The sequence below is a fragment of the Dyadobacter sandarakinus genome, from assembly GCF_016894445.1.
In the GTDB taxonomy this organism is placed as follows: Bacteria; Bacteroidota; Bacteroidia; order Cytophagales; family Spirosomataceae; genus Dyadobacter; species Dyadobacter sandarakinus.
Map to the genome: position 1 here is coordinate 2406298 of NZ_CP056775.1, position 24375 is coordinate 2430672.

General features: G+C 50.2%; 16 protein-coding genes and 3 tRNA genes. 10 read left to right on the forward strand and 9 right to left on the reverse strand.

Annotated elements, in window-relative coordinates; translation table 11 throughout:
* Window positions 1–2: 2 nt before the first annotated feature.
* From HWI92_RS09695 to HWI92_RS09730, 8 genes are all read right to left on the reverse strand, one after another.
* A complete protein-coding gene (locus tag HWI92_RS09695; protein WP_204663186.1) occupies window positions 3–1004 on the reverse strand; it encodes a glycosyltransferase in 1002 nt (333 codons plus the stop codon).
* Between the two features lie 10 nt (window positions 1005–1014).
* Window positions 1015–1659 (reverse strand): polysaccharide deacetylase family protein, encoded by a 645-nt coding sequence (locus HWI92_RS09700; protein ID WP_204663188.1) that lies wholly within the window; start codon window positions 1657–1659, stop codon window positions 1015–1017.
* 126 nt (window positions 1660–1785) lie between these two features.
* Window positions 1786–3294, reverse strand: coding sequence for a glutamate synthase subunit beta (locus HWI92_RS09705; protein WP_204663190.1), 1509 nt, complete (start codon window positions 3292–3294; stop codon window positions 1786–1788).
* 56 nt (window positions 3295–3350) lie between these two features.
* Window positions 3351–7931 carry a glutamate synthase large subunit gene (gltB, locus tag HWI92_RS09710; protein ID WP_204663192.1) on the reverse strand — a complete coding sequence of 1527 codons (4581 nt, stop codon included), beginning with the start codon at window positions 7929–7931 and terminating at the stop codon, window positions 3351–3353.
* Window positions 7932–8331: 400 nt separating this feature from the next.
* On the reverse strand, window positions 8332–8754 hold the full coding sequence (locus HWI92_RS09715) for an STAS domain-containing protein (protein ID WP_204663194.1): 423 nt from the start codon (window positions 8752–8754) through the stop codon (window positions 8332–8334).
* Between the two features lie 35 nt (window positions 8755–8789).
* The gene (locus HWI92_RS09720; RefSeq protein ID WP_204663196.1) at window positions 8790–9728 is read right to left on the reverse strand and encodes a phosphoribosylaminoimidazolesuccinocarboxamide synthase; all 939 of its coding nucleotides are present in this window, start codon (window positions 9726–9728) and stop codon (window positions 8790–8792) included.
* A gap of 15 nt (window positions 9729–9743) precedes the next feature.
* A complete protein-coding gene (locus tag HWI92_RS09725) occupies window positions 9744–10463 on the reverse strand; it encodes a tetratricopeptide repeat protein (protein WP_204663198.1) in 720 nt (239 codons plus the stop codon).
* A gap of 38 nt (window positions 10464–10501) precedes the next feature.
* Window positions 10502–11464 carry a vWA domain-containing protein gene (locus HWI92_RS09730; protein WP_204663200.1) on the reverse strand — a complete coding sequence of 321 codons (963 nt, stop codon included), beginning with the start codon at window positions 11462–11464 and terminating at the stop codon, window positions 10502–10504.
* Window positions 11465–11594: 130 nt separating this feature from the next.
* On the opposite strand from HWI92_RS09730, the gene HWI92_RS09735 reads away from it, so the two are divergent.
* The 3 genes from HWI92_RS09735 (at window position 11595) to HWI92_RS09745 (ending at window position 11906) form a co-directional block, all read left to right on the forward strand.
* Window positions 11595–11681: transfer RNA gene (locus HWI92_RS09735), tRNA-Ser, on the forward strand.
* A gap of 27 nt (window positions 11682–11708) precedes the next feature.
* Window positions 11709–11782 (forward strand) — tRNA-Pro (locus HWI92_RS09740).
* 50 nt (window positions 11783–11832) lie between these two features.
* Window positions 11833–11906: transfer RNA gene (locus HWI92_RS09745), tRNA-Arg, on the forward strand.
* A 108-nt stretch (window positions 11907–12014) separates the two neighbouring features.
* Here the strand turns inward: HWI92_RS09745 and HWI92_RS09750 are convergent.
* Entirely contained in the window at window positions 12015–15527 is a 3513-nt protein-coding gene (locus HWI92_RS09750; protein ID WP_204663202.1) for a T9SS type A sorting domain-containing protein, read from the reverse strand.
* 555 nt (window positions 15528–16082) lie between these two features.
* On the opposite strand from HWI92_RS09750, the gene HWI92_RS09755 reads away from it, so the two are divergent.
* The 7 genes from HWI92_RS09755 (at window position 16083) to HWI92_RS09785 (ending at window position 24177) form a co-directional block, all read left to right on the forward strand.
* A complete protein-coding gene (locus HWI92_RS09755) occupies window positions 16083–17429 on the forward strand; it encodes an immunoglobulin domain-containing protein (protein ID WP_204663204.1) in 1347 nt (448 codons plus the stop codon).
* Window positions 17430–17498: 69 nt separating this feature from the next.
* Window positions 17499–18128 (forward strand): metallophosphoesterase, encoded by a 630-nt coding sequence (locus HWI92_RS09760; RefSeq protein WP_204663206.1) that lies wholly within the window; start codon window positions 17499–17501, stop codon window positions 18126–18128.
* A 53-nt stretch (window positions 18129–18181) separates the two neighbouring features.
* A complete protein-coding gene (locus HWI92_RS09765; RefSeq protein WP_204663208.1) occupies window positions 18182–18433 on the forward strand; it encodes a DUF3072 domain-containing protein in 252 nt (83 codons plus the stop codon).
* Between the two features lie 129 nt (window positions 18434–18562).
* A complete protein-coding gene (locus HWI92_RS09770) occupies window positions 18563–19525 on the forward strand; it encodes a 3-keto-disaccharide hydrolase (RefSeq protein WP_204663211.1) in 963 nt (320 codons plus the stop codon).
* A gap of 102 nt (window positions 19526–19627) precedes the next feature.
* Window positions 19628–21340: a hypothetical protein gene (locus tag HWI92_RS09775; protein ID WP_204663213.1), complete on the forward strand. Its 1713-nt coding sequence runs from the start codon at window positions 19628–19630 to the stop codon at window positions 21338–21340.
* 537 nt (window positions 21341–21877) lie between these two features.
* Window positions 21878–22408: a gluconate 2-dehydrogenase subunit 3 family protein gene (locus HWI92_RS09780; protein WP_204663215.1), complete on the forward strand. Its 531-nt coding sequence runs from the start codon at window positions 21878–21880 to the stop codon at window positions 22406–22408.
* A gap of 35 nt (window positions 22409–22443) precedes the next feature.
* Window positions 22444–24177, forward strand: coding sequence for a GMC oxidoreductase (locus HWI92_RS09785; RefSeq protein ID WP_204663217.1), 1734 nt, complete (start codon window positions 22444–22446; stop codon window positions 24175–24177).
* The last annotated feature ends 198 nt before the right edge of the window (window positions 24178–24375 follow it).

Sequence of the window (24375 nt, forward strand, 5' to 3'; positions counted from 1 at the left end):
AATTATTGATATTCCCTGCCTTTCCAGATTGCTTTTCCCGGCAGAATATGCAGCATCAGCATGGCGGCCATGATGGCGCTCATATAAAACCAGAAAAGGACTGCAGGAAGGTAAAGGTCTTTTTGCTTTAAATAACCAACACAAACAACCGCCGCGGCTGTGACCATCAGGTAATGCACCAGGAGCGCACTGCCTGCAATGCAGGGCATCCAGATAGCCAGCACCAGCAGCAGTGGAACAATCAGCGCAGACAAAATGATGTTCCATTTGAAACTGACAAAAGATTTCATCACGCCCTGAACCCAGCGCTTGCGCTGCCGGAGCAACTCACCGATGCTGTTGACCGGTTCAGAAATATTGAGGAGCCTGGTCTCATACCCGATCTGAAAGTCAAAGCCCCGGTGTACCACAGCCATAAACAATGCATAGTCCTCGATAATGGAAAACCCGAGCTGCTCATAGCCTCCCACCCCAAAATAAGCTTCTCGTGACACGGCCATGTTATTGCCCATGCCCGTAACCGGAATTTTGAACCTGGCAGCCAGCCGCACGAGGCCCAGCACGAGCAACCATTCTACCGAAAGGAAATCGGCCAGCAGGTGCTTTTGCGTCATCCGGGTAACTCCTACAACCACCCCGGCACCTTCTGCAAAATGGGTAAGCATGGTGGATGCCCACGTCGGTGGAACGGCAATATCGGCATCACAAAAAAAGAAATACCGACCCTTTGCCTCCCGGGCGAGTTGTGCCAGTACGTTGGCTTTCCCTTCCAGCCCATGCGAGCGCGCAGCAATTTTCAGGTACCTGAACCAGGGTTTATCCCGGATAAATTCTTGCACCACCAGCGCAGTAGCGTCTTCGGAATCGTCGTCGCCAATGAGTATCTCAATGGCATCTTTGGGAAAATTCAGCGCATCCAGCGAACGGAGACAGCGTGCAATGTGCTGTTCTTCATTTCGGGCTGCCACCAGAATGCTCACCTGAATAGTACCTGCAATACTCAAATTCTAAAATTTAATGGTGAAAAGGTTCGGCTCCGGTCATAGGCAAAGCCTCAAATGCATATCCTTTCGCTGCAAAATGTTCGAGCATACGCGGAAGTGCATACTGCATATTTGCAGCGGCTTTGATACTATCGTGAAAAAGGATAATAGAACCGGGCCGGGCGTAGCGGATTGTCTTGGCAAGACAAACATCCGGGGTAATTTTTTGTGAAAAATCGCCGCTCAGCACGTCCCACATGATAATTTTTCTTGTGGGCAGCAGCTGCGCCGACTGACTTTTTCTGATGCGTCCATAAGGCGGGCGGAAAAGCTGGGTCTCCACATCCAGCATTTCGTCGCATGCCAGCACATTATCAAGGTACAGTTCATCTTCGGTTTTCCAACCGTTCATATGATTGAAGGTGTGGTTGCCGATGGCATGGCCGGCGTCAAGTACCTGTGTGAAAATGCGGGGATGCTTACGCACATTATCTCCGATGCAAAAAAACGTAGCTTTTGCCTGGTAGGCTGCCAGTGTATCGAGCACACCTTCCGTAATATCGGGAATCGGACCGTCGTCAAACGTGAGGTACAGCTTTTTCTCCCGGGTAGGCATGCGCCATATAAATCCCGGAAAGAACATCCTGAGCCATATTGGAGAGTAATGCAGAAACATCGGCCAGATTTTCAGGGCGGCAATAAACGTTTTTTTACAAAGATAAACCCGTAAAAAATAAAAAGCCGCCCCCGGAGAGGCAGCTTCTCATTTTATGTACAGCAACCGGCTGCTGCCTTCTGCCGCTCAGGCGTGGGCAAATAGAGGGTTGAACATGGATACCGCCTTGGCTTCCAGGAACGAAGTACCCATCAGGTACTCGTCTACGGAGCGGGCTGCCTCCCGGCCTTCGCTGATCGCCCAAACGACCAGAGATTGTCCCCGGCGGCAATCACCGGCTGCAAACACTTTTTCGTTGCTGGCAGACTGGTACCCATTGGTTTTGATATTTCCACGCTCGTCGAATTCAACGTCGAGGTCAGTAAGCAGACCTTCCTGCTGCGGGTGCAGAAACCCTGCTGCCAGGAATGCCAGGTCACATGGAATACTGCGTTCGCTGCCTTCCACTTCCTTCATCTGCATGCGGCCCGTTTCCGGATCCTTCTGCCAGTCAAGATCAACGATTTTGAGCGCTTTCAGATTTCCGTTCTCATCACCTACAAATTCTTTGGTATTGATCGACCAATGCCTGTCGCAGCCTTCCTCATGGGAGGTGGATGTGCGCAGCATCATTGGCCAGTTAGGCCAGGGCGTGCTGCTGTCACGTTCCTTCGGAGGGATAGGCATGAGCTCGATCTGCGTAATAGATTTGGCACCATGACGGCCGGATGTACCGACACAGTCGGAGCCCGTATCACCGCCTCCAATCACCACTACGTGCTTGTCTTTGGCGTAGATTTCTCCATTTGCGTAGGTTGAACCACGGTGGTCTACCAGGCGGTCAATGCCAGCCACGCGCTTGTTTTGCTGGCTCAGGAATTCCATGGCAAAATGTACCCCTTTGAGGTTGCGTCCGCCGATTTTTACATCGCGGGGCACCGTAGAGCCCATGGTCAGCAGCACCGCATCAAACTCGTCCAGGAGCTCATCGGCCTTGATGTCCACACCTACATTCACATTGGTACGAAACTGCACGCCTTCTTCCTGCATAACCGCCAGTCTGCGGTCGATAATGCCCTTATCCAGCTTGAAATCAGGAATTCCATAGCGTACAAGGCCTCCGATCTTGTCGGCGCGCTCCATCAGCACTACGGTGTGGCCGGCCTGGTTGAGCTGGGCAGCGGCTGCTAATCCCGCAGGACCTGAGCCTACTACGGCTACTTTCTTGCCGGTACGTACCGCAGGCATCTTGGGTTTTACAAGGCCAAGTTCAAAAGCTTTCTCGATAATTGCCTTTTCAATGTACTCGATCGCTACCGGCGGCTTGTTGATGCCGAGCACGCACGATGCTTCGCAGGGTGCAGGGCAGATCCTACCGGTAAACTCTGGAAAATTGTTGGTGGATGCCAGGATTTCATAGGCCAGTCCCCAGTTCTCATCGTACACGGCATCGTTGAACTCGGGAATAATATTCCCGAGCGGACAACCATTGTGGCAAAAAGGAATTCCGCAGTCCATACACCGGGCTGCCTGCTGTTTGGAATTCGAGTCTGTGGGGGCTGTTTCAATCTCACGGTAGTCGTGCAAACGCTCTTCTACGCTCCTTTTTTTAGGCAACTCCCTTTCAAACTCTAAAAATCCGGTCGGTTTTCCCATTCTTGATATGCTTATTTAAAATCGTGATTCAAATACAATTATCAGCTGCAAGACTATTACTGCACAACATCTACAACAATGTCTTTATATACAATGTTCTTGTCAGCAATCTGCTGTGCGAGCGTAATACCGCGACCTTCAAGGGCTTTCCTGAAATCGGACGGCATTACTTTGACAAACTGTCCTGCCGAAACTTCCCAGTTTTGCAGCAGCTGGAATGCAATATTGCTGGTGGTGTACTGGAAGTGTTTTTCAAGATACTCTCTCAAAATACCCTGATCCTCATCATTCAGCGATTCGAGCGATACCATTTCGGTGTTCACTTTTTCCTGGAAGGTACCGGCTTTATCGAGCACGTATGCAACTCCCCCTGACATCCCTGCTGCGAAGTTGCGGCCGGTTTCTCCGAGAATGATCGCCAATCCGCCCGTCATATATTCGAGGCCGTGGTCTCCTACTCCTTCCACTACTACCTTGGCACCTGAGTTGCGTACGCAGAAACGCTCGCCAGCAGTACCGCGGATGAAGGCGTCACCGGAAGTAGCTCCGTAAAATGCCACATTACCGATAATGATGTTTTCTTCCGGTCTGAACTTGGAATCACGGTCCGGATACACGATCAGCTCGGCGCCGCAAAGACCTTTTCCGAAGTAATCGTTTGCATCCCCTTCGAGTTCAAGACGTACACCCGCCGTGTTAAATGCTCCAAAGCTTTGTCCGGCAGTACCGCGGAATTTGAAGTGAATATTTCCACGGGAAAGTCCTGCACCGCCGTACTTCTTGGAAATTTCATTGGAAAGCATAGTACCCACAGACCTGTTCAGGTTGTTGATCGGGAACTCTGCATATATTTCCTCCCTGGTTTCCAGTGCAGGTTGTGCAGTACGTATCAGGTCAATATCAAGAATACTATCAATGCCATGATCCTGCTCTTCCTGCTTGAACTGCGCTACCGACAGGTCACCTTCTTTAAACAGGATCGCGTCGAAGTTCAGATTTTTGTACTTCCAGTGTTTTACATCATTGCGGAGTTCGAGGTACTGTGCCTGCCCCACCATTTCATTTACCGTACGGAAACCAAGCTGTGCCATGATCTCGCGCAGTTCCTGGGCCATAAAGGTGAACATGTTCACCACATGCTCAGGCTTACCGGAAAACAATGCGCGCAACTCTTTGCGCTGTGTTGCCACGCCTACCGGACAGGTGTTCAGGTGACATTTACGCATCATGATACATCCTGCGGCAACGAGCGCCGCGGTAGCTACTCCCCACTCCTCTGCACCCAGCATGGCTGCAATGGCAAGGTCACGGCCTGTACGCAGCTGGCCGTCGGCCTGTACCGTTACGCGGCCGCGCAATTTGTTCCGTACCAGCGTCTGGTGTGTTTCAGCTAATCCAAGCTCCCAGGGAAGGCCTGCGTGCCGGATCGAGCTCAGCGGAGATGCACCTGTACCGCCATCATAGCCGGAAATTAGGATATGGTCGGCATGCGCTTTGGCAACACCGGACGCCACCGTTCCTACGCCTGCTTCGGATACCAGCTTCACGCTGATACGAGCCTGGCGGTTTGCATTTTTAAGGTCAAAGATCAGCTGGGCAAGATCCTCAATGGAATAAATATCATGGTGTGGCGGAGGCGAGATCAGCCCGACCCCAGGTGTTGAATGCCGTGTACGTCCGATCCAGTCGTCTACCTTGAACCCTGGCAGCTGACCACCTTCACCCGGCTTGGCACCCTGGGCGGTTTTGATCTGAAGTTCTCCTGCATTACTCAGGTAGTGGCTGGTCACCCCAAATCGCCCGGAGGCCACCTGCTTGATCTGCGAGTTCATACTATCGCCATTTTCAAGCGGTTTGTAGCGCAGCTCATCCTCGCCACCCTCGCCGGAGTTGGACTTTCCGCCGATACGGTTCATGGCAACAGCTAAGGTGGTATGTGCTTCCCACGAGATGGAACCAAAGGACATAGCCCCGGTAGCAAAACGCTTGAAAATGCTTTCAACCGGCTCAACTTCTTCAATCGGAACAGATACGCCTTTTTTGAAGCGCAATAAACCACGGAGCGTAAGTGCCTTATGGCTCTGGTCGTCGATCAGCTTGGAGTATTTTTTAAATAGCTCATAACTGTTAGCCTTGGTCGATTGTTGCAGCAGGTGCACAGACTGCGGATTGAAAATATGTGCCTCGCCGCGCTGCTTCCATTGGTATACCCCTCCTACTTCAAGCCTTGGCTTTTGATCGGGGGTGTTGTGGTAGGCAACTTTGTGACGCACGAGAATTTCGCGCGCAATTTCAGCAATACCCATTCCGCCAATCCTCGAAATCGTCCCGGTAAAGTAACGGTCGACTACTTCCTTGTTAATACCGACGCATTCGAATATTTGTGCGCCCTGGTAAGACTGCAATGTCGAAATTCCCATTTTAGAGAAAATCTTCAGCAGCTCCTTATTTACGGCTTTGATGTAATTGTAATAAAGCTTGTCGTCTGCAAAGTCACCATCGATCATGCTTTGCTTATTCATATAAGAAAGCGTCTCGAAGGCCATATATGGACAAATACCTGCCGCTCCGTACCCGATCAGGGTGGCAAAATGGTGCGTCTCCCAAACATCGCCGGCTTCCACAAGCAACCCTACCTTACCTCTCAGCCCTTCGCGGATAAGATGGTGGTGAATGGTGGCAGTAGCGAGCAGCGACGGGATCGGCGCATGGTCAGAATCAATGGCGCGGTCGGACAGGATCAGGATCTCAAACCCGTCCTCGATTGCATCCGTGGCATAGCGGCAAATGCGCTCCAATGCACGTTCAAGGGCTTTACCGCCCTGATCCGCACGGAAATATGTATTGATCGTCTTGGCCTGGAAGCCGTCTTTGTCCACAAAACGCAGCTTGTCGAACTCCTGCACGGTCAGTACAGGATGTGGCAGCGCAATCTGGCGGCAATGCTTCGGTGTTTCGGTCAATACGTTTTCGGTACCGCCTACAAAAGAAATCAGCGACATAATTGCCCGCTCCCGGATCGAGTCGATCGGCGGGTTGGTAACCTGGGCAAAAAGCTGTTTGAAATAGCTTGATAAATGCTGGCTCTGCTCAGAAAGTACCGCGAGAGGACTATCCGTACCCATTGAACCAATGGCTTCCAGCCCGGTCTGCGCCATAGGTGCCAGGATCATCCGGAGGTCTTCCGAAGTATAGCCGAATGCGATCTGGCGCTTCAGCAGTGCAGCTTCGTCGTATGCCCGGTAGGTGCGGATGGGATGTTCGAGCTGATCTACGTGCAGCTTGTTATCTTCAAGCCACTTCTGGTAAGGTTTACCTGAACATACCGCTGCTTTTATTTCTTCATCCGGAATAATACGTCCCTGCTCCATATCCACCACGAACATACGTCCGGGCTGCAGACGGCCTTTGGTCACTACCCTGGCCTGGTCTACTTCCAGTACGCCCGCTTCCGATGCCATAATAATAGTATCATCATCGAGCACCCAGTAGCGCGAAGGCCGCAGCCCGTTACGGTCGAGCGTAGCACCTACTATTTTACCGTCTGTAAATGAAATGGAAGCGGGACCATCCCATGGCTCCATCATTGCCGCATGGTACTCGTAAAATGCTTTTCGCTCTGGATCCATTTGCTCATTGCCGTCCCAGGCTTCCGGGATCAGCATCATCATCACATGCGGCAGCGAGCGGCCCGACAGGTGCAGCAGCTCAATTGCATTGTCAAGGTTGGCAGAATCGGACTGGTTCCTGTCACAGATTGGCAGGATCATATCCATTTCTTCCTTTGTAAAAAACTCCGACGAAAATGCCTTCTCACCGGCGCGGATCCAGTTCACATTTCCTTTTACGGTATTGATCTCACCATTATGGGCGATGTACCGGAAAGGCTGCGCAAGCTCCCAGGATGGGAATGTATTGGTTGAAAAACGCGAGTGTACCACCGCAAGGGCCGACACTACGGATTCATTTTCAAGATCTGGAAAATAATATTTCAGCTGGGCCGTGGTCAGCTGACCCTTGTAGGAAATGGTACGGCAGGAAAGCGAGGAGTAATAAAAGTTTTTGGCACCTCCTTTAACCGTATCCCTGATCAGCCTGGCCGAAACCTGGCGCAGGATGTACAGCTTCCTTTCAAAGCCAAGATCATCGGTAACATCATCCGGACGTTTGATAAAAACCTGCTCTACATGCGGCTCCACGGACAATGAGCCTTCACCCAGTGTATTGTTGAGCGTAGGTACCTTGCGGTATCCCAGCAGATGCAGGCCCAGCTTCCTGATTTTCCGGTTCAGTATATCGCGGCACTCTTCACGGATGGTTTCATCATTCGGAAAAAAGATCATCCCAACGCCATACTCACCGGCAGGAGGCAGTTGTACGCCCATTTTCGAGCATTCTTCCACGAAAAATTCATGTGGAATCTGAATGAGAATCCCGGCCCCGTCACCTGTATTGGGATCAAAACCAGTAGCACCCCGGTGTTCCATTCGCTCTAACATGTGGATGGCGTCCGCCACAATCTGGTGTGACTTACGACCCTTTATGTTAGCCCGGAATCCAATTCCACATGCATCATGCTCAAATTCCGGACGGTATAGTCCCTGATTTTCTACCATCGGTTCAGATTTTTGCGACATTAATCAACGATTGTAATGATTAATAAATTCGAAATTAGAATTTATATAAATAACCAATTAAAATTTCCCGGCTGATCCCTATTCTGTAATGATTAGGGTAAAGCCTCGCAAGATAATCATAAAAAATATTTGGCTGATTAATGGAATGGCAAAATTTTATGACTGTCGGCACGAACAAGTACTTTCATCACAGTTTTTATAAGAATATGAATAAAAGTGCAAGAATACTGATGCTAAGTTGCCAGTTTGGTAAAACAAAAGCAGCAAAAGTATCCTCTTGGCATTGTGCTAAATGCATCTAACTAAATTACAAAAATGATTGCAAAACGGCAAATAAAACGCCCGGCCGAATGCGACCGGGCGTTTTGACACCATTTGAATTTTGTAATAAAAAGCGGCCTCAGGGCTCACTGGATTCACTTACTCCCTGGTAGTCTTCGTCGTCGTAATCATCATCCCCTGCCCCGAATTCATTTTCCAGGCTATGCATGAACACCGCATCGATGGCCTCCTCTTTGGTAGGCAGCACCTGCAGGTCAGGAATCTTGAGGGCTTCAAGCATATCCATAAAATCATCGTCCCGGGTCACGATCACGAGTAATCCGAGATCGTTGGCACAGAGCCAGTTTACCTTTTTAAGGATGGCAATGCCCGGAGCATCCAGCTCCTTCACGGTCTGCATGTTTACGATCAAATTGTGAAAGTCTTCCCGGAAAAGCGATCGCGCAGTTTCCTCGAAGGAGGCGGGTACAGCTCCTGCAAACGCCGTTTCCTCTAAGTCGATAAAAGCATATTGCTCCTTTTTTTCCAGCTTGTAGTTCATTTCCCGTTCGTTAGGTTCTAAATAGTTGGTCGGTTTTATTGCTGCAACGTGCGCAGCACTGCTGCTTCAATGCGCTTCAGCGGATCGTCCAGGTTATTTTTCTGGAACTTGTTTCCGGTTACTTTTTCAAAAAGCTCAATGTACCTGTCCGAAATCTGCATGACGCGGGCCTCGTCCATCTCAGGCACTTTTTGCCCGTCTTTTCCCTGGAACCCGTTCTGGATCAGCCACTCGCGCACAAACTCCTTGGAGAGTTGCTTTTGCGGCAGGCCCGACCACTGGTTTTCCTCGTACACATCCTGGTAAAAGTACCGGGACGAATCCGGCGTATGTATTTCATCAATCAGGTAAATCGTACCGTCAATCTGGCCGAATTCATATTTGGTATCCACCAAGATCAGGCCCCGGTCCGCAGCCATTTCCGTGCCACGGGCAAAGAGGGCAAGCGTATATTTTTCAAGCTGCTCATAATCTTCCTCACTCACAAGGCCTTGGGCAAGGATCTGCTCGCGCGAAATATCCTCGTCATGTCCCTCGTGCGCCTTGGTAGTCGGCGTGATGATGGGCTCAGGAAGTTTATCGTTTTCTTTCAATCCGTCCGGCAATGCCACACCGCAAACGCTCCGCTTTCCGGCGGCATACTCACGCCACGCATGTCCCGCCAGGTAACCGCGCACCACCATTTCCACGGGATAAGCCTGGCATTTGATTCCGATGCTGACATTGGGATCCGGCACTTCGCTGAGCCAGTTGGGGACAATATCCGACGTAGCATTCAGGAAGTGGGCAGCCGTCTGGTTAAGGACCTGGCCTTTGTAGGGAATTGCCTTGGGCAGGATTACGTCAAAGGCTGAAATCCGGTCGCTGGCAATCATGACGAGCCGTTTTTCAAAAGAATAAACGTCGCGCACCTTGCCTTTGTAAAAGCCCGTCTGGCCGGGAAACTGGAAATGGGTTTCTGCTATGGTATTCATGGGATTGGGGAAAAATTACCATTCAACCACCTCACTGCGGCGGTCTTTCCTGTAATACTGCTTCCTGCGAAGCTGATAAATATATTGGGATTCGTTTGATTTCATGGCATCCAGAATGGCCTTTGCCTGTTCCTCAGACATGTTCATGGCCTGCAGGCTTGCCAGCAATTCTTCTTTCTGTTCCCCCTCGGCAATTTCCCTTCCTTCCTGGGGCGGCTGGGGATTTTCGCTGCTTTTTCCGGCCGTATGCTTCTCACTTTCGGTTCGTCTGGTCGCGGCGGAATGATCCGAGGGGCGCTCTACACCTGAAAAATGTTTTTTCAGGATGATGTAGTTGTTGCGGGCAATGGAATTATTGGGTTCCAGGATAATCGCCGTTTTCAGGTCTTCCAGCGCGCTGGCAGTGTCTTTTTCCATTACCTTAATCAAAGCCGCCTGACTGTTGGCCACAGAAGCGATGGCGCTGTTATCACTTTTTTCAAGCAACTGATAATGCTTGAATGCCTGCTTGTAATTGCGGAGATTGAAGTATGAATGCGCCAGGTTCAGGCGGGCAGAAGGATCGGAAAACAGCGAACCATAGGTGATCTGGCCGTATAGCCTGGCTGCCTCTGCATACTGGCGGTTGTGATATGCCGTTTCTGCGCCGATCTTGCGCTGGTTTGTTTTGGTGATGGAATCAAAAGTGCGATTGTCCCAAAGCCAAAGCAGCACGTACAGGATGATAACGGTCATATTGTTTTGTGTTGACGTGCAAAAATAGGAATTGATCCTTACAGTCGGAATGTTCCTATCGTAATTAAAACGTCAAGCGCGATCAGCACGAGCGCAGCCCCCAGAAAATAGTAATATTTGTTGCTGACTACGGTAATTGTCCGGGAATCTACAAGAGTACCTTCCGCACTGTCCACCGCGCTGATGAGCTGTGGAATATCATTCCGGCTGTTATTAAGCTCAAAAAAGCTTCCATTCACCGTTTCTGCCATCTTCCGCAGGTAGGCATCATTAACCTTGCTGATCACCAGCTTGTCATTTTCATCCATCATCGGTTTTCCATTTTGCTGGATGCTGATCCCCACACGCGTCCCTACTGCCACCAGGTACACGCCTATCCCAAATCTCCGAATGTTGTTAAAAAGCGCATGGCTGCATTCGGAGTCAGTTTCACCATCTGTAAAAAAGATCATCATTCGGGAGCGGCCTTCCGGATCGGCGGTGCCCATCAGGTTGTCGTAGGCAAGCTGGGCGGCACCGCAGAGGTTGGTCCCACTTCTGGCGAGCAGGTCTGTCTGCAGGGATTGTATAAACAGCCCGAGCGCCTCTCCATCATAAGTCAGCGGTACGTGCACAAAGCTTTCATTGGAGAAGACTATAATACCGATCCGGTTTGCACGCTGGTTTTCAACAAACCGGCTGAGCTCAAATTTTACCTTTTCGAGCCGCGATGGCGTAACGTCGGCAGCATCCATGGACTTGGAAAGGTCCACAACCAGGAAAATATCCTTCCCTTTGGCCTGCACGTCACGCTCCGCCTCGCCAAAAGACGGCCCCAGCAGGCTGATGATCAAAAGCGAGAAGCTGATGCTCCTTAAAAAAAGTTTGATGATGAGGGTACGGGCCGTGGTTTGAAGCTGGCGGGCCACCCGGATTGTACGGACAATGTAGGCAGTGTAGGCAAGGACAAAGAAAAAAATGAAAAAATATTCGGCAGTGGCAAATGGGTAATTCCAGTTCATACTGAACGTATTGGCGTAAATTAAACTTCGCCAAAAATAGGTAATTGGGCGTTCTGACAAAGTTTTTTTGCCGAATTGTTTGCGTTTCTGAAACCTAACCCTCTATATTTGCAACCCAGAACGGAAAGAAGGAGGGATGGGTGAGTGGCTGAAACCAGTAGTTTGCTAAACTGCCGTACTCGCAAGGGTACCGCGGGTTCGAATCCCGCTTCCTCTACACCTTTTCTGAAGTTTTGAATTACCGCGGGGAGTGGCGCAGCTCGGTAGCGCATCTGGTTTGGGACCAGAGGGTCGCAGGTTCGAATCCTGTCTCCCCGACAAAAGGCAGTAAGCCGTAAATCGCTTAACTGCCTTTTTTGTTTATATCCGGTCCCGTAGCTCAGTTGGATAGAGCAACTGCCTTCTAAGCAGTAGGTCTTTGGTTCGAATCCAAACGGGATCACATCGAGAGTGAAAAAGAGCAAGCCTAAGCTTGCTCTTTTTTTATGTTCACTGCCTTCCAAGCAGCAGGTCTTTGCCGGAACGCCGGGCGGTTCGAATCCAACAATTCTTACTCCCCCACGACAATCCTGCGTGTCGCCTGGCTTCCATCTACATTCGTGATCCTGATGAAGTACAAACCTGCCCGGAAACCTTTGGCAGCCACCTGCTTTGGAGGATTTTTGTCTGAGATGTAAACTACTTTTCCAAGTGCATTCAGCATCTCCACCTGCTTTACCCTGGACCAGTCAGGAGCTTGCAAATGGATTGTTTCTGTTGCAGGATTCGGGTAAACATTTATATCCAAATCAAATGGAAAGCTGACCCGCACGATTGCTGAATAGGCAAAGGTTTCATCTGAATCAACCATTTTGAGGCGGTAGTAGTTAATATCTGCCACCGGATTCTGGTGGATGTACTGGTAGTTTTTCAATGATGCACTTTCCCCGCTTGCAGCCACGGTCGCAATGGGGTTCCAGGCTTTTCCATTCATACTATGTTCCACTTCAAAGCGGTCACTGCGGGTTTCGGAAGTCGTTTGCCAGCTGAGGAGTACCGTCGCATTTTCTTTCTGAGCATTGAAGGCGATCAGGGTAACCGGCAGGGGCGGCTGTTCTTCCGATAAGGTTACCATCCAGATATCCTGCTCCCCCTTTCGGATAACGCTTCTGTCACCCGGGCGGTAATACACATCAGACGCGGAGGCGCCCGCCAGAAAGTAATTTCCGGCTGTTATTTCTGTACCGAAATATGGAAAGTCCGGCCCGCTTCCACCAATGGTCTTGTCCCACACTTTCGACCCTTCCGGGTTCAGCTTGATCAGCCAGTAATCGTTGCGGTAGTCACTATCAATGAAATCTTTCTGGTTTTCTGTTTTATCAAAACCGGAGTCGGATCTGCTGCCAGCCGAAAGCAGGTAACCACCGTCCAGGGTTTGCTCTGCATATGCAATCATATCGGTGTCGGTTCCACCCAGCGTTTTATCCCATAATACATTCCCCAAGGCATCCATTTTCACCACCCAACCATCGCTTGCACCTGCCGTTCGTACATCTTCTGTTTTGTCAAAACCTGCATTGGAATCGGATGCACCCACCAGCAGGAAATTACCATCGCCGGCTGTGGTCACATGCATCAGCACGTCCGACTGCGGGCCTCCTATTGTTTTTTCCCATTGCAGCGCACCTTCCGGTGTTATTTTCAGCAACCAGAAATCCGACTGTCCTTTTGTTCCCGACTTGTCACCGCCTCCAGAGCCGTCCGAGGAGCCTGCCAGGAGGTAGCCACCATCCTGCATCTGCTGTAATCCTTTGAGATTGTCGGTTCCCGATGATCCGAATGAGGCATCCCATAGTACTTCGCCCATTGGTGATAATCTGACTATCCAATAATCAAGTCCCCCTATTGAAACAGCAGTTTTGTCGCCGCCTGCATCCGAGTCGGAATCTCCTCCGACAAGAAATCCGCCGTCGGCAGTTTGGAGGAGTGCGTAAGGAAAATCATTACCCGGACCACCTACCAGCTTGTCCCATAATACCGACCCGTCCGCCGACAGTTTTACAATCCAGAAATCGTCCTGGCCTTTGCCGGGCTGAACCTGGTCGCCGGCCATGCTGGTACGCCCCTTTGTACAAAACAGGTACCCGCCGTCCGAAGTAGGAATGATATTGCCTGCGTATGGATACCCTCCGTTGTTGGCAGTGAAGGTTTTGTCCCAGATGCGCGTTCCCTGCGGAGTGAATTTGATGACCCACGGATTGCTGGGACCTGTACCTTCTTCAGACTTGTCTTCATCCGCCTGCGGCGTTGCCTCAGCGAGCATGATGAAGTTGCCATCGGGTGTTTTCCTGATTGTTGGGAAACGCAGTAAACCCTCCTGCGAAGGTGCTGCATTCCCAATGCTTTTATCCCATGTTAAAGCCGGCAGCTTCGGAGCAATGATCTCCGCAGGGTCAAACGTAACCTGCCTGATTATGGAATAGGTGACATTATCATAAAGATCAATCATTTTCAGCCGGTAATAATTAGCTCCTGCAAAAGGCAGCTGATGCACAAAATGACAGTAGTGGGCACCCCCACCCTGGCTCTTGACCGTATTGATATGGTTCCACTGTGTTGCGTCGATGCTATGCTGCACCTCGAAGCGCGTACTGTATGCGTCAGAGGCTGTTTGCCAGGTAACTTCCGAGGTACCCTGCACTTTTTGGACCGAAAATGCCCACAGGGTTTCCGGATTTGGCTTGTCGCTGAGTGCCACGACCCAGATATCAGGCGTGCCTTTACTGGCTACTGCCCTGTCAGTAAGGGGAAAATACGAGCCAGACTCTGACATGCCGCCCAGTAGATAGCGGCCCGGAGAAACCTCGGTGGCAATGCGGATTTCATCCTGATAGTCACCCGAAATAGACTTGTCCCAGACTTTACTTCTGTCGCTGGCAAGCCTCACGACCCAATAGTCCTGGCTTCCGTATGCTTCTTTAGAATTTTCCGACTTCTCCCACCCGGCGCCAGATCCGCTGGAAACCGCCGTCAGGTACCCTCCGTCGGCAGTTTCTTCTACATATAAAATCTCGTCCGAGCGCTCACCGCCCAAAGTCCGGTCCCATTCCTTTACACCCTCAGCAGAAATCTTGATCATCCACCCGTCTTCAATGCCCCTGTTGATGTCGGACTTGTCCCTGCTGATGCCCGAGCGTGACATGCCTGCAAGAATAAAGCCTCCGTCGGCAGCAGCGTGCATATAATACATTACTTCAAGATCTGCTCCCCCGTAGCCTTCATTCCAAAGCTCATTCCCATCTGCATCAATCTTGAAAACCCTGAAATCAAACGAATCTCCGCTCCCGGTAAATGCGTCTGCATAGCCGCCGATCAGGTAGCCACCATCCTTAGCTTGAACAGCATAGCCGCCGTTTTCGGACCCGGTACCCCCGAATGTCCTGTCCCAAAGCTTGTCTCCGGCGGCAGAGAACTTCACCACCCAGAAATCCTCCCCGCCTTTGCCGGGCTCCGTTTTGTCGGCACCTGCGCCTGAGCGGGACGTACCCGTAACCAGGTAGTTACCGTCGGCAGTCTCAAAAACAGACCGTGGAATATCATCTTCAGTGCCGCCAAAAGTCCGGTCCCATTCGATCTGGCCGGTTGCCGACAGTTTAATAATCCAGTAGTCAACCCCGCCCCGTGCATTCTGGCTTTTTTCACCCCCGGCATCGGCCCTCGAATCGGCACAAAGCACATACCCGCCATCCCGTGTTCCGGTGATTTTAACAGTGGAAACCGTGCCCGCTTCGCGAATCGTTTTATCCCATATTTTCCGTCCGGCTGTGTCAAACTTGATCACCCAGGGATCAAGGCCCGCAAGACCCGGCTCGCTTTTGTCTTCCTGGTTAATTTCAGATGCCGCACTGGCAGCTACCAGGTTGCCGTCCGGCGATTTGATGATACTGCTATTGTAAACCTGGCCGCAGCAGCCCCGGGTATTTCCAAATGATTTCTGCCATTTGATATATGGCTGCGCAAAAAGGCTTCCTATCGGAAGCAGGCAAAAAGCAAGGAGGTAAAAGTGAAGTAGGGTTGTTTTCACAAGCTGTTTGTTAAAGTACTGAGTAGTAAGTTGGGTTGTCTGAACCATATAGTACTTCACTGCTGCCAGATACTGCCTGTTGGAAAAATAAATTTGAGTTGGGCAAATCCGAACCAAACGAGGCACCCTATACGCGGGATCGGACCTTATGTAAGCTGAATGTGGCATTCACGAAAAGCGTGAGCAGTCACCTGAACGTGAACACCAGAAACTTTTGCTGAGCATACAGAAACAATTACCAGTGCAGCAGATAAAAAAAAACAATCTTCTCGTAAGCGAATTATTTTCCTAAATGCTATGAAAAAGAGGTGAAAACAACTGGCATTGTAGTACCCTAGCTTTGAAGAAATAATTCATAAATAATTCTTCATTTATCTTTTTAAATGCAGCATTTAAAAATGCAAAGCATGCAGTCCACCGCTAAATTCCGACGGAATTCTTTTTTTATAAATGCCTGAAAAGCATTGTCACTGCTACGGGTTAATTTATATATATTGTGAACGTTTGCACACCCGTTCACCTCGCTCAATCCAACCTTTTCTAAATCCAGCTTACATGAAATTCAACCTCTGCATTCCGGTTATTGCGGGCCTACTGCTTATGCAATGCAAAGACAAAAATGAAATTGTTCCACCTGCAACCGAAACCAGGCAGATCAATATTCTCGACTTTTCAGTACCGGGGATAGATCCATCCAACATTCGTACGGGAAAAGACTTTATCCTCATTAATCTTCCAAAGGATTATAAAGGCGGTAATTTCATGAAACCGTCCGTGATCTTTCAGGCAGGCTATTCCAGTGACTCTGATCTGCTCAACGGTTTCAACTTCGAAGGCAAAGAGCTTGTACTACATGTGGCCGAACCCAATCTGGGCAGCAGGTCATATACCGTTTGCGTCGTTCCGTACCGTCCTGTTACCTTGTCAGAAAATATCAGGAACTACGACATTACCTTAGGTCCTGACGCTGCCCTGTCCATTCCCCTGACAATCAATGGAACGCTCAGCACGATTGATCAGCAAGGCCGGGTTGTGCGTTCTCCCAAAGTTGTACTCACCAGCCGGCTTACAGGCGAAGTCCGCCAAAGCCTTTTTACAGACCTTTCAGGCCAGGGGCCAAAGGCTGGAATTTCGTTCCGTTTCCCGCCTGACACTGAACCGGGCGAGTATTCGGCAGAGATCGTCTGGGGTGAAAAGAAGGAACCGGTTTCCAACAATATTTCAATAAAGAAAGGGCTTGTTCAGCTGAAAAGACCTTCGTTCAAAATGCTCAAAGGCACGCACTATTTTGAAGTAAACGGATTTAATATTTCAGATAAAAACAAGTATGAGGCCGTTGTAAAAAATGACTTTACCAGTGAAACCATACAGCTCACCTACAAAGACGCGGGTACATTGTGGGGGAATCTGAGTGAAAATACCGGGACCGGAAACTACAAAGTGACCTATCTTGAAAATGGAAAAATTTTAAAGCCGCTGGAAGAAAAAACAGACATTGTAAAGTACATGGGTGAGGATAATCTGTATATCAGGAACGTGGATACACAGCCTATTCTGAGGATCATAAGCCAGCCCTCCAAAAGCAGTGAATTTGAAACCATTCTGGGGACCAAACTGCCATATTTTGTGCCTGCTACGGTAATTAACAGATCTGAACCGCTGATCGCGTACATCGACCGGCCCGGCGCATCCACGAGCCAGAATGATTTGGTCCTGATCAATACAGCTACCAAAAAAGAATTCATCATCCCTCGCTCGGACCAGGCTTATTCCATGTTTGATGGTTTGATGATGTTCCCTGTTTTCGATATCAGAAATATTCCGGCAGGCAAATACGAGAGCTACGTAGTTACCGGTACTGAAAAAAGTGAACGCTACGGCCAGCTGATTACCATATTGTAAGGCGAAAATGGAGCGTGCGCACCGGTGGAATGAAATTTGTTCATCCGTCGGCGTTAATATCAACGTGCTATGATCAAGTTTGCTCCGCTTCCTTTTTCGATTGGACAGGTATACCTGACGTCCGATACCCACTACGGCCATAAAAATATATGCAGCGCCGTATCCGACTGGGACCTTCCCGAGCGCCAGCGCTGCCGTAATTTTTCCTCCATCGAAGAAATGAACCAGGCCATCGTGGATGGCATCAATAATAGCGTCGGCCCGGGCGATCTGCTTATCCATTGCGGCGACTGGTCGTTTGGCGGCTGGGAAAATATCGTGGGTTTCAGGAAAAAGATCCAGTGCAAAAACATTATTTTGTTACAGGGTAACCACGATCACCAGATCTCGCAGCAGCATGTACGCGACGGATACTTCAGGGAATTTGTGCAGATAGGTTTTTACCGCGTGGAGTACATCCGGTTTGTATGCGCGCATTATCCGATGTCGATCTGGCACCAATCGCACCACGATGTTCCCCTTTTTTATGGTCATGTACACAGTTCTTTTGAGAATGTGGGCAAATCGCTGGACGTAGGGATTGACAATATCTTTCATATCAACGGTGCCTATCAGCCTGTGGCGCTTGCGCAGGCTTACGAAATCTGCATGAGCAAGCCTACTTACCTCGAATCGCACCATCAGCCGCATACTACCTGAGTGCCCATGGCATCATGGCGCAGTTTTTTTGATGTATACTAAAACTGAAAACCATGAAAGACGAGAAAAACGCCGCGGATGAGACCCGCAATGATACACCCCAGGAAATCAAAGGATCCAATACGGTAAAGGATCCGGACGAATGGACCACTGGCGACGAACCTATGACAGGAGCCCAGCAGTCGTACCTGAAGACACTTTCGGCAGAAGCCGATGTGCCTTTTGATGACAAACTGAGCAAAGCCGAGGCTTCAAAGCGTATCGACGAACTGCAACACAAAACCGGCCGCGAACTCAGCGAATAGGTTTTATTGGATGGGAATGAAAGCGGAGTGCTGCGTACGTGTGGCACTCCGCTTTTTGCTATGGGCCGGGAAACATGGTATGCGGCTCCGATTTTCTGTTTAAATTGGCTGCTTTCAACGCTAACAATTATGAACCTGAAACCACAAAATGCATTAAGCCGGCTCATCCGGCAGTACCTTGTGCCTGCTGCTATGCTGGTACTAACCTCTTTAAACACAATTGCCGCCCCCGCCGCTGCCCCGCTGGAAGGTAGGTGGGATATTACTGTGGATGTCAACGGCAAGCCTTCCCCCTCCTGGCTGGAAGTGCGGCATTCGGGATACAATACGCTGGTAGGACAGTTTACGGGCTTTTCGGGCAGTGCACGCCCGGTATCAAAGGTGAATTTCAAAGATGGTAAAATGAGCTTCTCCATTCCGCCTCAATGGGAAAAGTCCGAGAAAGACCTTACCGTAGAAGGTACCCTCAGCGGCGACAAGCTCTCTGGCTCCCTCACTACCCCGGATGGAAAAACGTATTCCTGGACCGGAGTACGGGCTCCTTCCCTGCGCAAAACTGCGGAGCCTGCCTGGGGCAAACCCATCAAGCTAAGCGATGGCAACGTAATTAAAGGCTGGCATGCATTCGGTGAAAACCAGTGGGTAGCCGAAAATGGCATTCTGCGCAGTCCGAAATCAGGCGCAAACCTGATCACTGACGAGAAGTTTGGCGACTTCAAGCTGCACATCGAGTTCCGCATTCCCAAAGGAAGCAACAGCGGCGTATACCTGCGCGGCCGGTACGAGATCCAGGTGACCGACAGCAAAGGCATGGAACCCTCCCTCGATCAGATGGGCGCGGTATATGGCTTCATTTCGCCCAGTGAAATGGTTGCCAAAGAAGCCGGTGAGTGGAACTCGCTCGACATTACCCTAATTGGCCGCATGCTAACCTTGGACGCAAATGGCAAAACCGTCATCTGCAACCAGGAAATCCCGGGCATTACCGGCGGTGCGCTCGACAGCAACGAGGGCGAACCCGGCCCGATTTACATTCAGGGTGACCACGGTCCTGTGGAATACCGCAACATCGTGATTACCCCTGCCAAGTAATTACAAAACATAGAGGAAAGTCCCCGCCTGATGATTTCAGCGGGGACTTTTTTTATATTTGACAAAACAGGAAAACACTGCCAGACTTCAACCGCACCTTTTATGAAAACCTATCTGCTGTTTATCTTGCTCCCGATCATCCTGACGATAGGATTAACAGCGCGTTTTCCTGATACCAATGGAGAAGGCCTGAAACCCGAAGCTATTACCATGTGCATGAGCGCACCAGGTGGCTTTTCACAGGCCAACGTGGCGGGCAAGTTCATCGGTCCAATGCCGGGCTGGGGACATTACGCTTACAAGATCACCACTGCAAGTGACAGCGCACAATTTTATTTCAACCAGGGACTGAGCCTGTATTACAGCTACCACATGAAAGAAGCCCTCGCATCGTTCAGGGAGGCTTCGAGGCACGACCCGTCATCGGCGATGACTTACTGGGGCCAGGCACTGGCAGCGGGTCCGTACTACAATGCTGCACACACCTACAAGATGCCGGCCGAAGTCCTGCCCGTACTCACGGCCATGAACCAGAACCTGGCCAATTCCACCCCCAAAGAAAAAGCACTGGCCGCGGTGATGCAAAGCCGGTACACCCAGGACCTTTCCGATGCAAAGCGCCAGGCATTAAACCTCAGCTATGCAGAAGGTATGAAGCGGCTGGCGGGGCAGTTTCCCCAGGATCATGATATCAGCATGCTGTATGTGGACGCAATGATGCTGATCCATGCCTGGGACTTTTGGGGAACCGACGGGTCCCCCAAAGCCTGGACACCCGAACTTGTGCGGCTGAGTGAGGAGATTTTGCGAAAGTCGCCCGACCATCCGGCTGCCCTGCATTACCACATCCACCTGACCGAAGCTTCGCATATACCTTCTGTGGCATTGGCTAATGCCGGTAAGCTCAGGAAACTGTTCCCGGGTGTAGCACACATGGTACACATGGCGAGCCACGAGTACCAGCGCAACGGATTGTATGCAGAAGGTGTGGAAGTGAACGACCTTGCAGACAAAAACCTGCTGCTATATGACTCGCTGGCCAGAAATCTTGCATTGGTGAAGCACAGCCCGCATTATTTCGCCGTGCAAACCTATTGCGCACTTACGGGAGGCATGTACGAAACCGGCATGCGCGATGCGATCCGGTGCAGGAACAGCGTGTCGCCCACGGCCGAGAATAATTATGACCAGTACTTGTATATGCTTCCGTCCATGACGCTGGTGCGGCTGGGTAAATGGGATGAAATCTTGGCAGACAGCACCTCGCCTGACCAGGGCTGGATATACGCTTCACTGCTGGACGATTTTGCAAAAGGAATGGCTTACGCCAACACAGGGAACCTGGCAAAAGCCACAGCGTGCCTTGCTGCATTGAAAAGCAAAGCCACCCATACAGTCCTAACCAAACATCGCATTCCATTTAATGCACCTTCGTCCATGGCAGTCGTAGCAGGAGGAATTTTGGAGGGAACGGTATCTTTTTACAAGAACGATTATGAGCATGCCTACGCCAGCCTGAACAAAGCTATCAAAGCAGAAGATGCGCTCATTTACACAGAACCCAATGACTGGCCCCTGCCTGCCCGCCAGTTTTTAGGTGCTTTTTTATTGAAAAAAGAAAAAGCTGCCGAGGCTGAAAAAGTATACCGGATGGATCTGGTACATAACCCGCGAAATGGGTGGTCGCTTGTGGGATTGAGCCAAAGCCTTGCTGCCCAGGGCAAGCTGAAACCCGATGCGCCGTATAAACAGCAATATGCCAGGGCATTTTCAAAAGCCGAAGAAATACCCTCACAATCGGCTTATATCAGGTAATGTAAGTACTTGATCCAGGATTGTATGCTCAGGCTGGTGGCTAATGTGCTACCTGGCGGAGGTAAAACAAAAAAGGTACAGGAAAACTTTCCCGCACCTTTCGACAGAAACACAATGCAACCTGAGGTCAGAATCAGGCTGATGGTTAACTATTTTGAATGATTAGTTAGGTTTGTGATTCTGGAAACTTTAAAAAAATATCTTTCCCGAATGTTCAGGAAAGATATCCGCATTATTTACTCAACGTTCCTCTATTACTTAACCTCGACTAAGCAGCATCTGTGTAGTTGTGCACTTGCCTTTGTCTTATAATATGCTTCAAATATCATAGGTGGCGCCGGATTGCAAAGAATGTAGTGATCCAGCGGCACTGCTCATTGAGTCTTCGGAAATAGCATTCGTTTTTGACCATTTTGTACTGAATGAAGTAGTAAAGAAGTACTACAAAAGGGTTATAATTGGAAGAACTGCTATCGATCGTCCCGGATCATGGTTATATTTATATGTTTATTCATCATTTTAATACAAACCCTACCAATGAACCGTAGAGAAGCTGTTCAAAAAATTACCTTCCTCCTCGGAGGAACCATCTCTGCTCCGCTCATGGCCGGTATTATGGGCGAGCAACTGAACTTCGGGCCGTCGGCGGAAGTTTCGGCCGACCAGCAGGCATTGCTTGCAGAGGTTGCCGACGTAATTATCCCCACTACCGGAACCCCCGGCGCAAAAGCGGCCGGTGCCGACAAGTTCATCACCCGTATTATAAAGGATTGCTATGCGCTTGATGATCAGAAAAAGTTTTACGCAGGCCTGGACGGCGTGGATAAGCTGAGCAAGGAGGTTTACGGAAAAGATTTCATATCCCTGAATGCCACTCAGAAAAACGACGTAATCAAGCGGACAACCACCGTGGACAAGCCATTTTTCCTGCAAATGAAAGGTCTTGCAGTCACCGGTTATTTCACTTCCGAGATCGGTGCTACGCAGGCATTGGACTACCTGCCCATCCCCGGCCGCTTTGAAGGCAGCTGGCCCATGCCCAAAGGACAAAAAACCTGGGCACTCTGATCCTCTCCCCTTACCCATTTTGACAAGATCCTGACATGGCGAATTTAAATATTGATGCAAAGAAAGAAGTAACCTACGATGCGATTGTGATCGGATCGGGGGTATCCGGAGGCTGGGCTGCCAAAGAGCTTACCGAAAAAGGCCTTAAAGTGCTGATGCTTGAAAAAGGCAAAAACCTGGAACACGTTACCGGGTACGACTATGCCCTGAAAGCGCCCTGGGAAACGGAATACAACGGCCGGCTGACCGTCAAACAAAAAGAGACCCACCCGTTCCTGTCGCGCGACTATCCGTATAATGAAATGACGGAGAAGTACTGGATGAATGATATGGATTCGCCGTACGAAGAAAAAAAACGTTTTGACTGGTTCAGGCCCAACATCGTGGGTGGCAAGTCTATCATGTGGGGAAGACAGTCGTACCGGCTGAGCGACCTTGATTTTGAGGCCAACCTTAAAGACGGCATTGCTGTCGACTGGCCCATCCGCTATAAAGATATTGCTCCATGGTACTCGTACGTAGAGAAGCATGTGGGTATTTCAGGGGAGAAACTCGGCCTGCCGCAACTGCCGGACAGCGATTTCATTCCACCGATGGATATGTACTTTGTTGAAAAAGAAGTACGTAAAAGACTTGAAAAGGAATTTCCGGGCAGGACTATGACCATCGGCCGGGTTGCCAACCTTTCGCAGCCGACAAAAATCCAGCTGGAAGGCGGCCGCTCTCCATGCCAGTACCGCAACCGCTGTGCACTGGGCTGTCCTTATGGCGCCTATTTCAGTACCCAGTCCAGTACTTTGCCGGCGGCTGTGAAAACAGGTTTGCTGACACTGCGCCCGGATACCGTGGTACGTGAAATCATTTACGATGCAAAAAAATCAGGTACCGGCGACAATGGCCGGGCAACGGGCGTGCGCGTGGTTGACTCGGTGACCCTGCAGGAAAAAGAATATTTTGCCAACCTGATCTTTGTGTGTGCGAGTGCTCTGGCTTCAACAGCCTTGTTGCTCAACTCAACCTCCGACCGTTTTCCAAACGGAATGGGTAATGATTCGGGAGAACTGGGACATAACCTGATGGACCATCACTTCCGCACCGGCGCAAGCGGGGTTTGGGAGGGTGACCTTGATAAATATTACTTCGGACGTCGTGCCAATGGAATTTACATCCCGCGCTACCGCAACGTGGGATCCGACAAGCGTGACTATCTGCGCGGGTTTGGCTATCAGGGCGGCGGCGGCCGGCAGGGCTGGCAGCGCAACGTCGCTGAGCTGGCATTCGGGGCAGATTTCAAGGAAGAGCTGACTACTCCGGGTAACTGGACAATGGGCTTCGGCGGTTTTGGTGAAACATTGCCGTACCACGAAAACTATATGTACCTGAACAAGGAGAAAAAGGACAAGTTCGGTATCCCGACCGTTGTTTTTGACGCCGACCTGCGCGACAATGAGAAAAAGATGCGGAAAGATATGATGAACGACGCCGCGGAAATGCTTGAAAAGTCGGGTGTGAAAAACGTTAAAACCTACGATAACGGATCATACCTCGGTATGGCGATCCACGAAATGGGTACCGCGCGCATGGGACGCGATCCGAAAACCTCCGTGCTGAATGGTAATAATCAGCTGCATTCCGTCAAAAACGTTTTTGTTACGGATGGAGCGGCGATGACCTCGGCCTCGTGTGTGAACCCTTCGCTCACCTACATGGCGCTTACTGCCAGGGCGGTGGACTTTGCCGTGAAGGAATCCAAAAAGAAGAACATCTGATTTTCCAGAATTTCAATAATCGGCAAGCCCGGACATCGTTCCGGGCTTGTTCGTTTACAATAGGTCCGGTAGTTCGTGATTTCCTGATTTGGAAAAGTTAGAGATATACTCCCTTTTTCGGATGAAAATGGCTGCTTTTACCTGCGCGTCATTGAATTTCATGACCAGAAATAACATCAGGTACAAATCCACCTTTAC

Bases quoted from the DNA above. Each gene is read 5' to 3' on its own strand.
- HWI92_RS09700 (WP_204663188.1), bottom strand. From the start codon at position 1,659: ATGTTTCTGCATTACTCTCCAATATGGCTCAGGATGTTCTTTCCGGGA.
- HWI92_RS09705 (WP_204663190.1), bottom strand. From the start codon at position 3,294: ATGGGAAAACCGACCGGATTTTTAGAGTTTGAAAGGGAGTTGCCTAAA.
- gltB (WP_204663192.1), bottom strand. From the start codon at position 7,931: ATGTCGCAAAAATCTGAACCGATGGTAGAAAATCAGGGACTATACCGT.
- HWI92_RS09715 (WP_204663194.1), bottom strand. From the start codon at position 8,754: ATGAACTACAAGCTGGAAAAAAAGGAGCAATATGCTTTTATCGACTTA.
- HWI92_RS09720 (WP_204663196.1), bottom strand. From the start codon at position 9,728: ATGAATACCATAGCAGAAACCCATTTCCAGTTTCCCGGCCAGACGGGC.
- HWI92_RS09725 (WP_204663198.1), bottom strand. From the start codon at position 10,463: ATGACCGTTATCATCCTGTACGTGCTGCTTTGGCTTTGGGACAATCGC.
- HWI92_RS09730 (WP_204663200.1), bottom strand. From the start codon at position 11,464: ATGAACTGGAATTACCCATTTGCCACTGCCGAATATTTTTTCATTTTT.
- HWI92_RS09755 (WP_204663204.1), top strand. From the start codon at position 16,083: ATGAAATTCAACCTCTGCATTCCGGTTATTGCGGGCCTACTGCTTATG.
- HWI92_RS09760 (WP_204663206.1), top strand. From the start codon at position 17,499: ATGATCAAGTTTGCTCCGCTTCCTTTTTCGATTGGACAGGTATACCTG.
- HWI92_RS09765 (WP_204663208.1), top strand. From the start codon at position 18,182: ATGAAAGACGAGAAAAACGCCGCGGATGAGACCCGCAATGATACACCC.
- HWI92_RS09770 (WP_204663211.1), top strand. From the start codon at position 18,563: ATGAACCTGAAACCACAAAATGCATTAAGCCGGCTCATCCGGCAGTAC.
- HWI92_RS09775 (WP_204663213.1), top strand. From the start codon at position 19,628: ATGAAAACCTATCTGCTGTTTATCTTGCTCCCGATCATCCTGACGATA.
- HWI92_RS09780 (WP_204663215.1), top strand. From the start codon at position 21,878: ATGAACCGTAGAGAAGCTGTTCAAAAAATTACCTTCCTCCTCGGAGGA.
- HWI92_RS09785 (WP_204663217.1), top strand. From the start codon at position 22,444: ATGGCGAATTTAAATATTGATGCAAAGAAAGAAGTAACCTACGATGCG.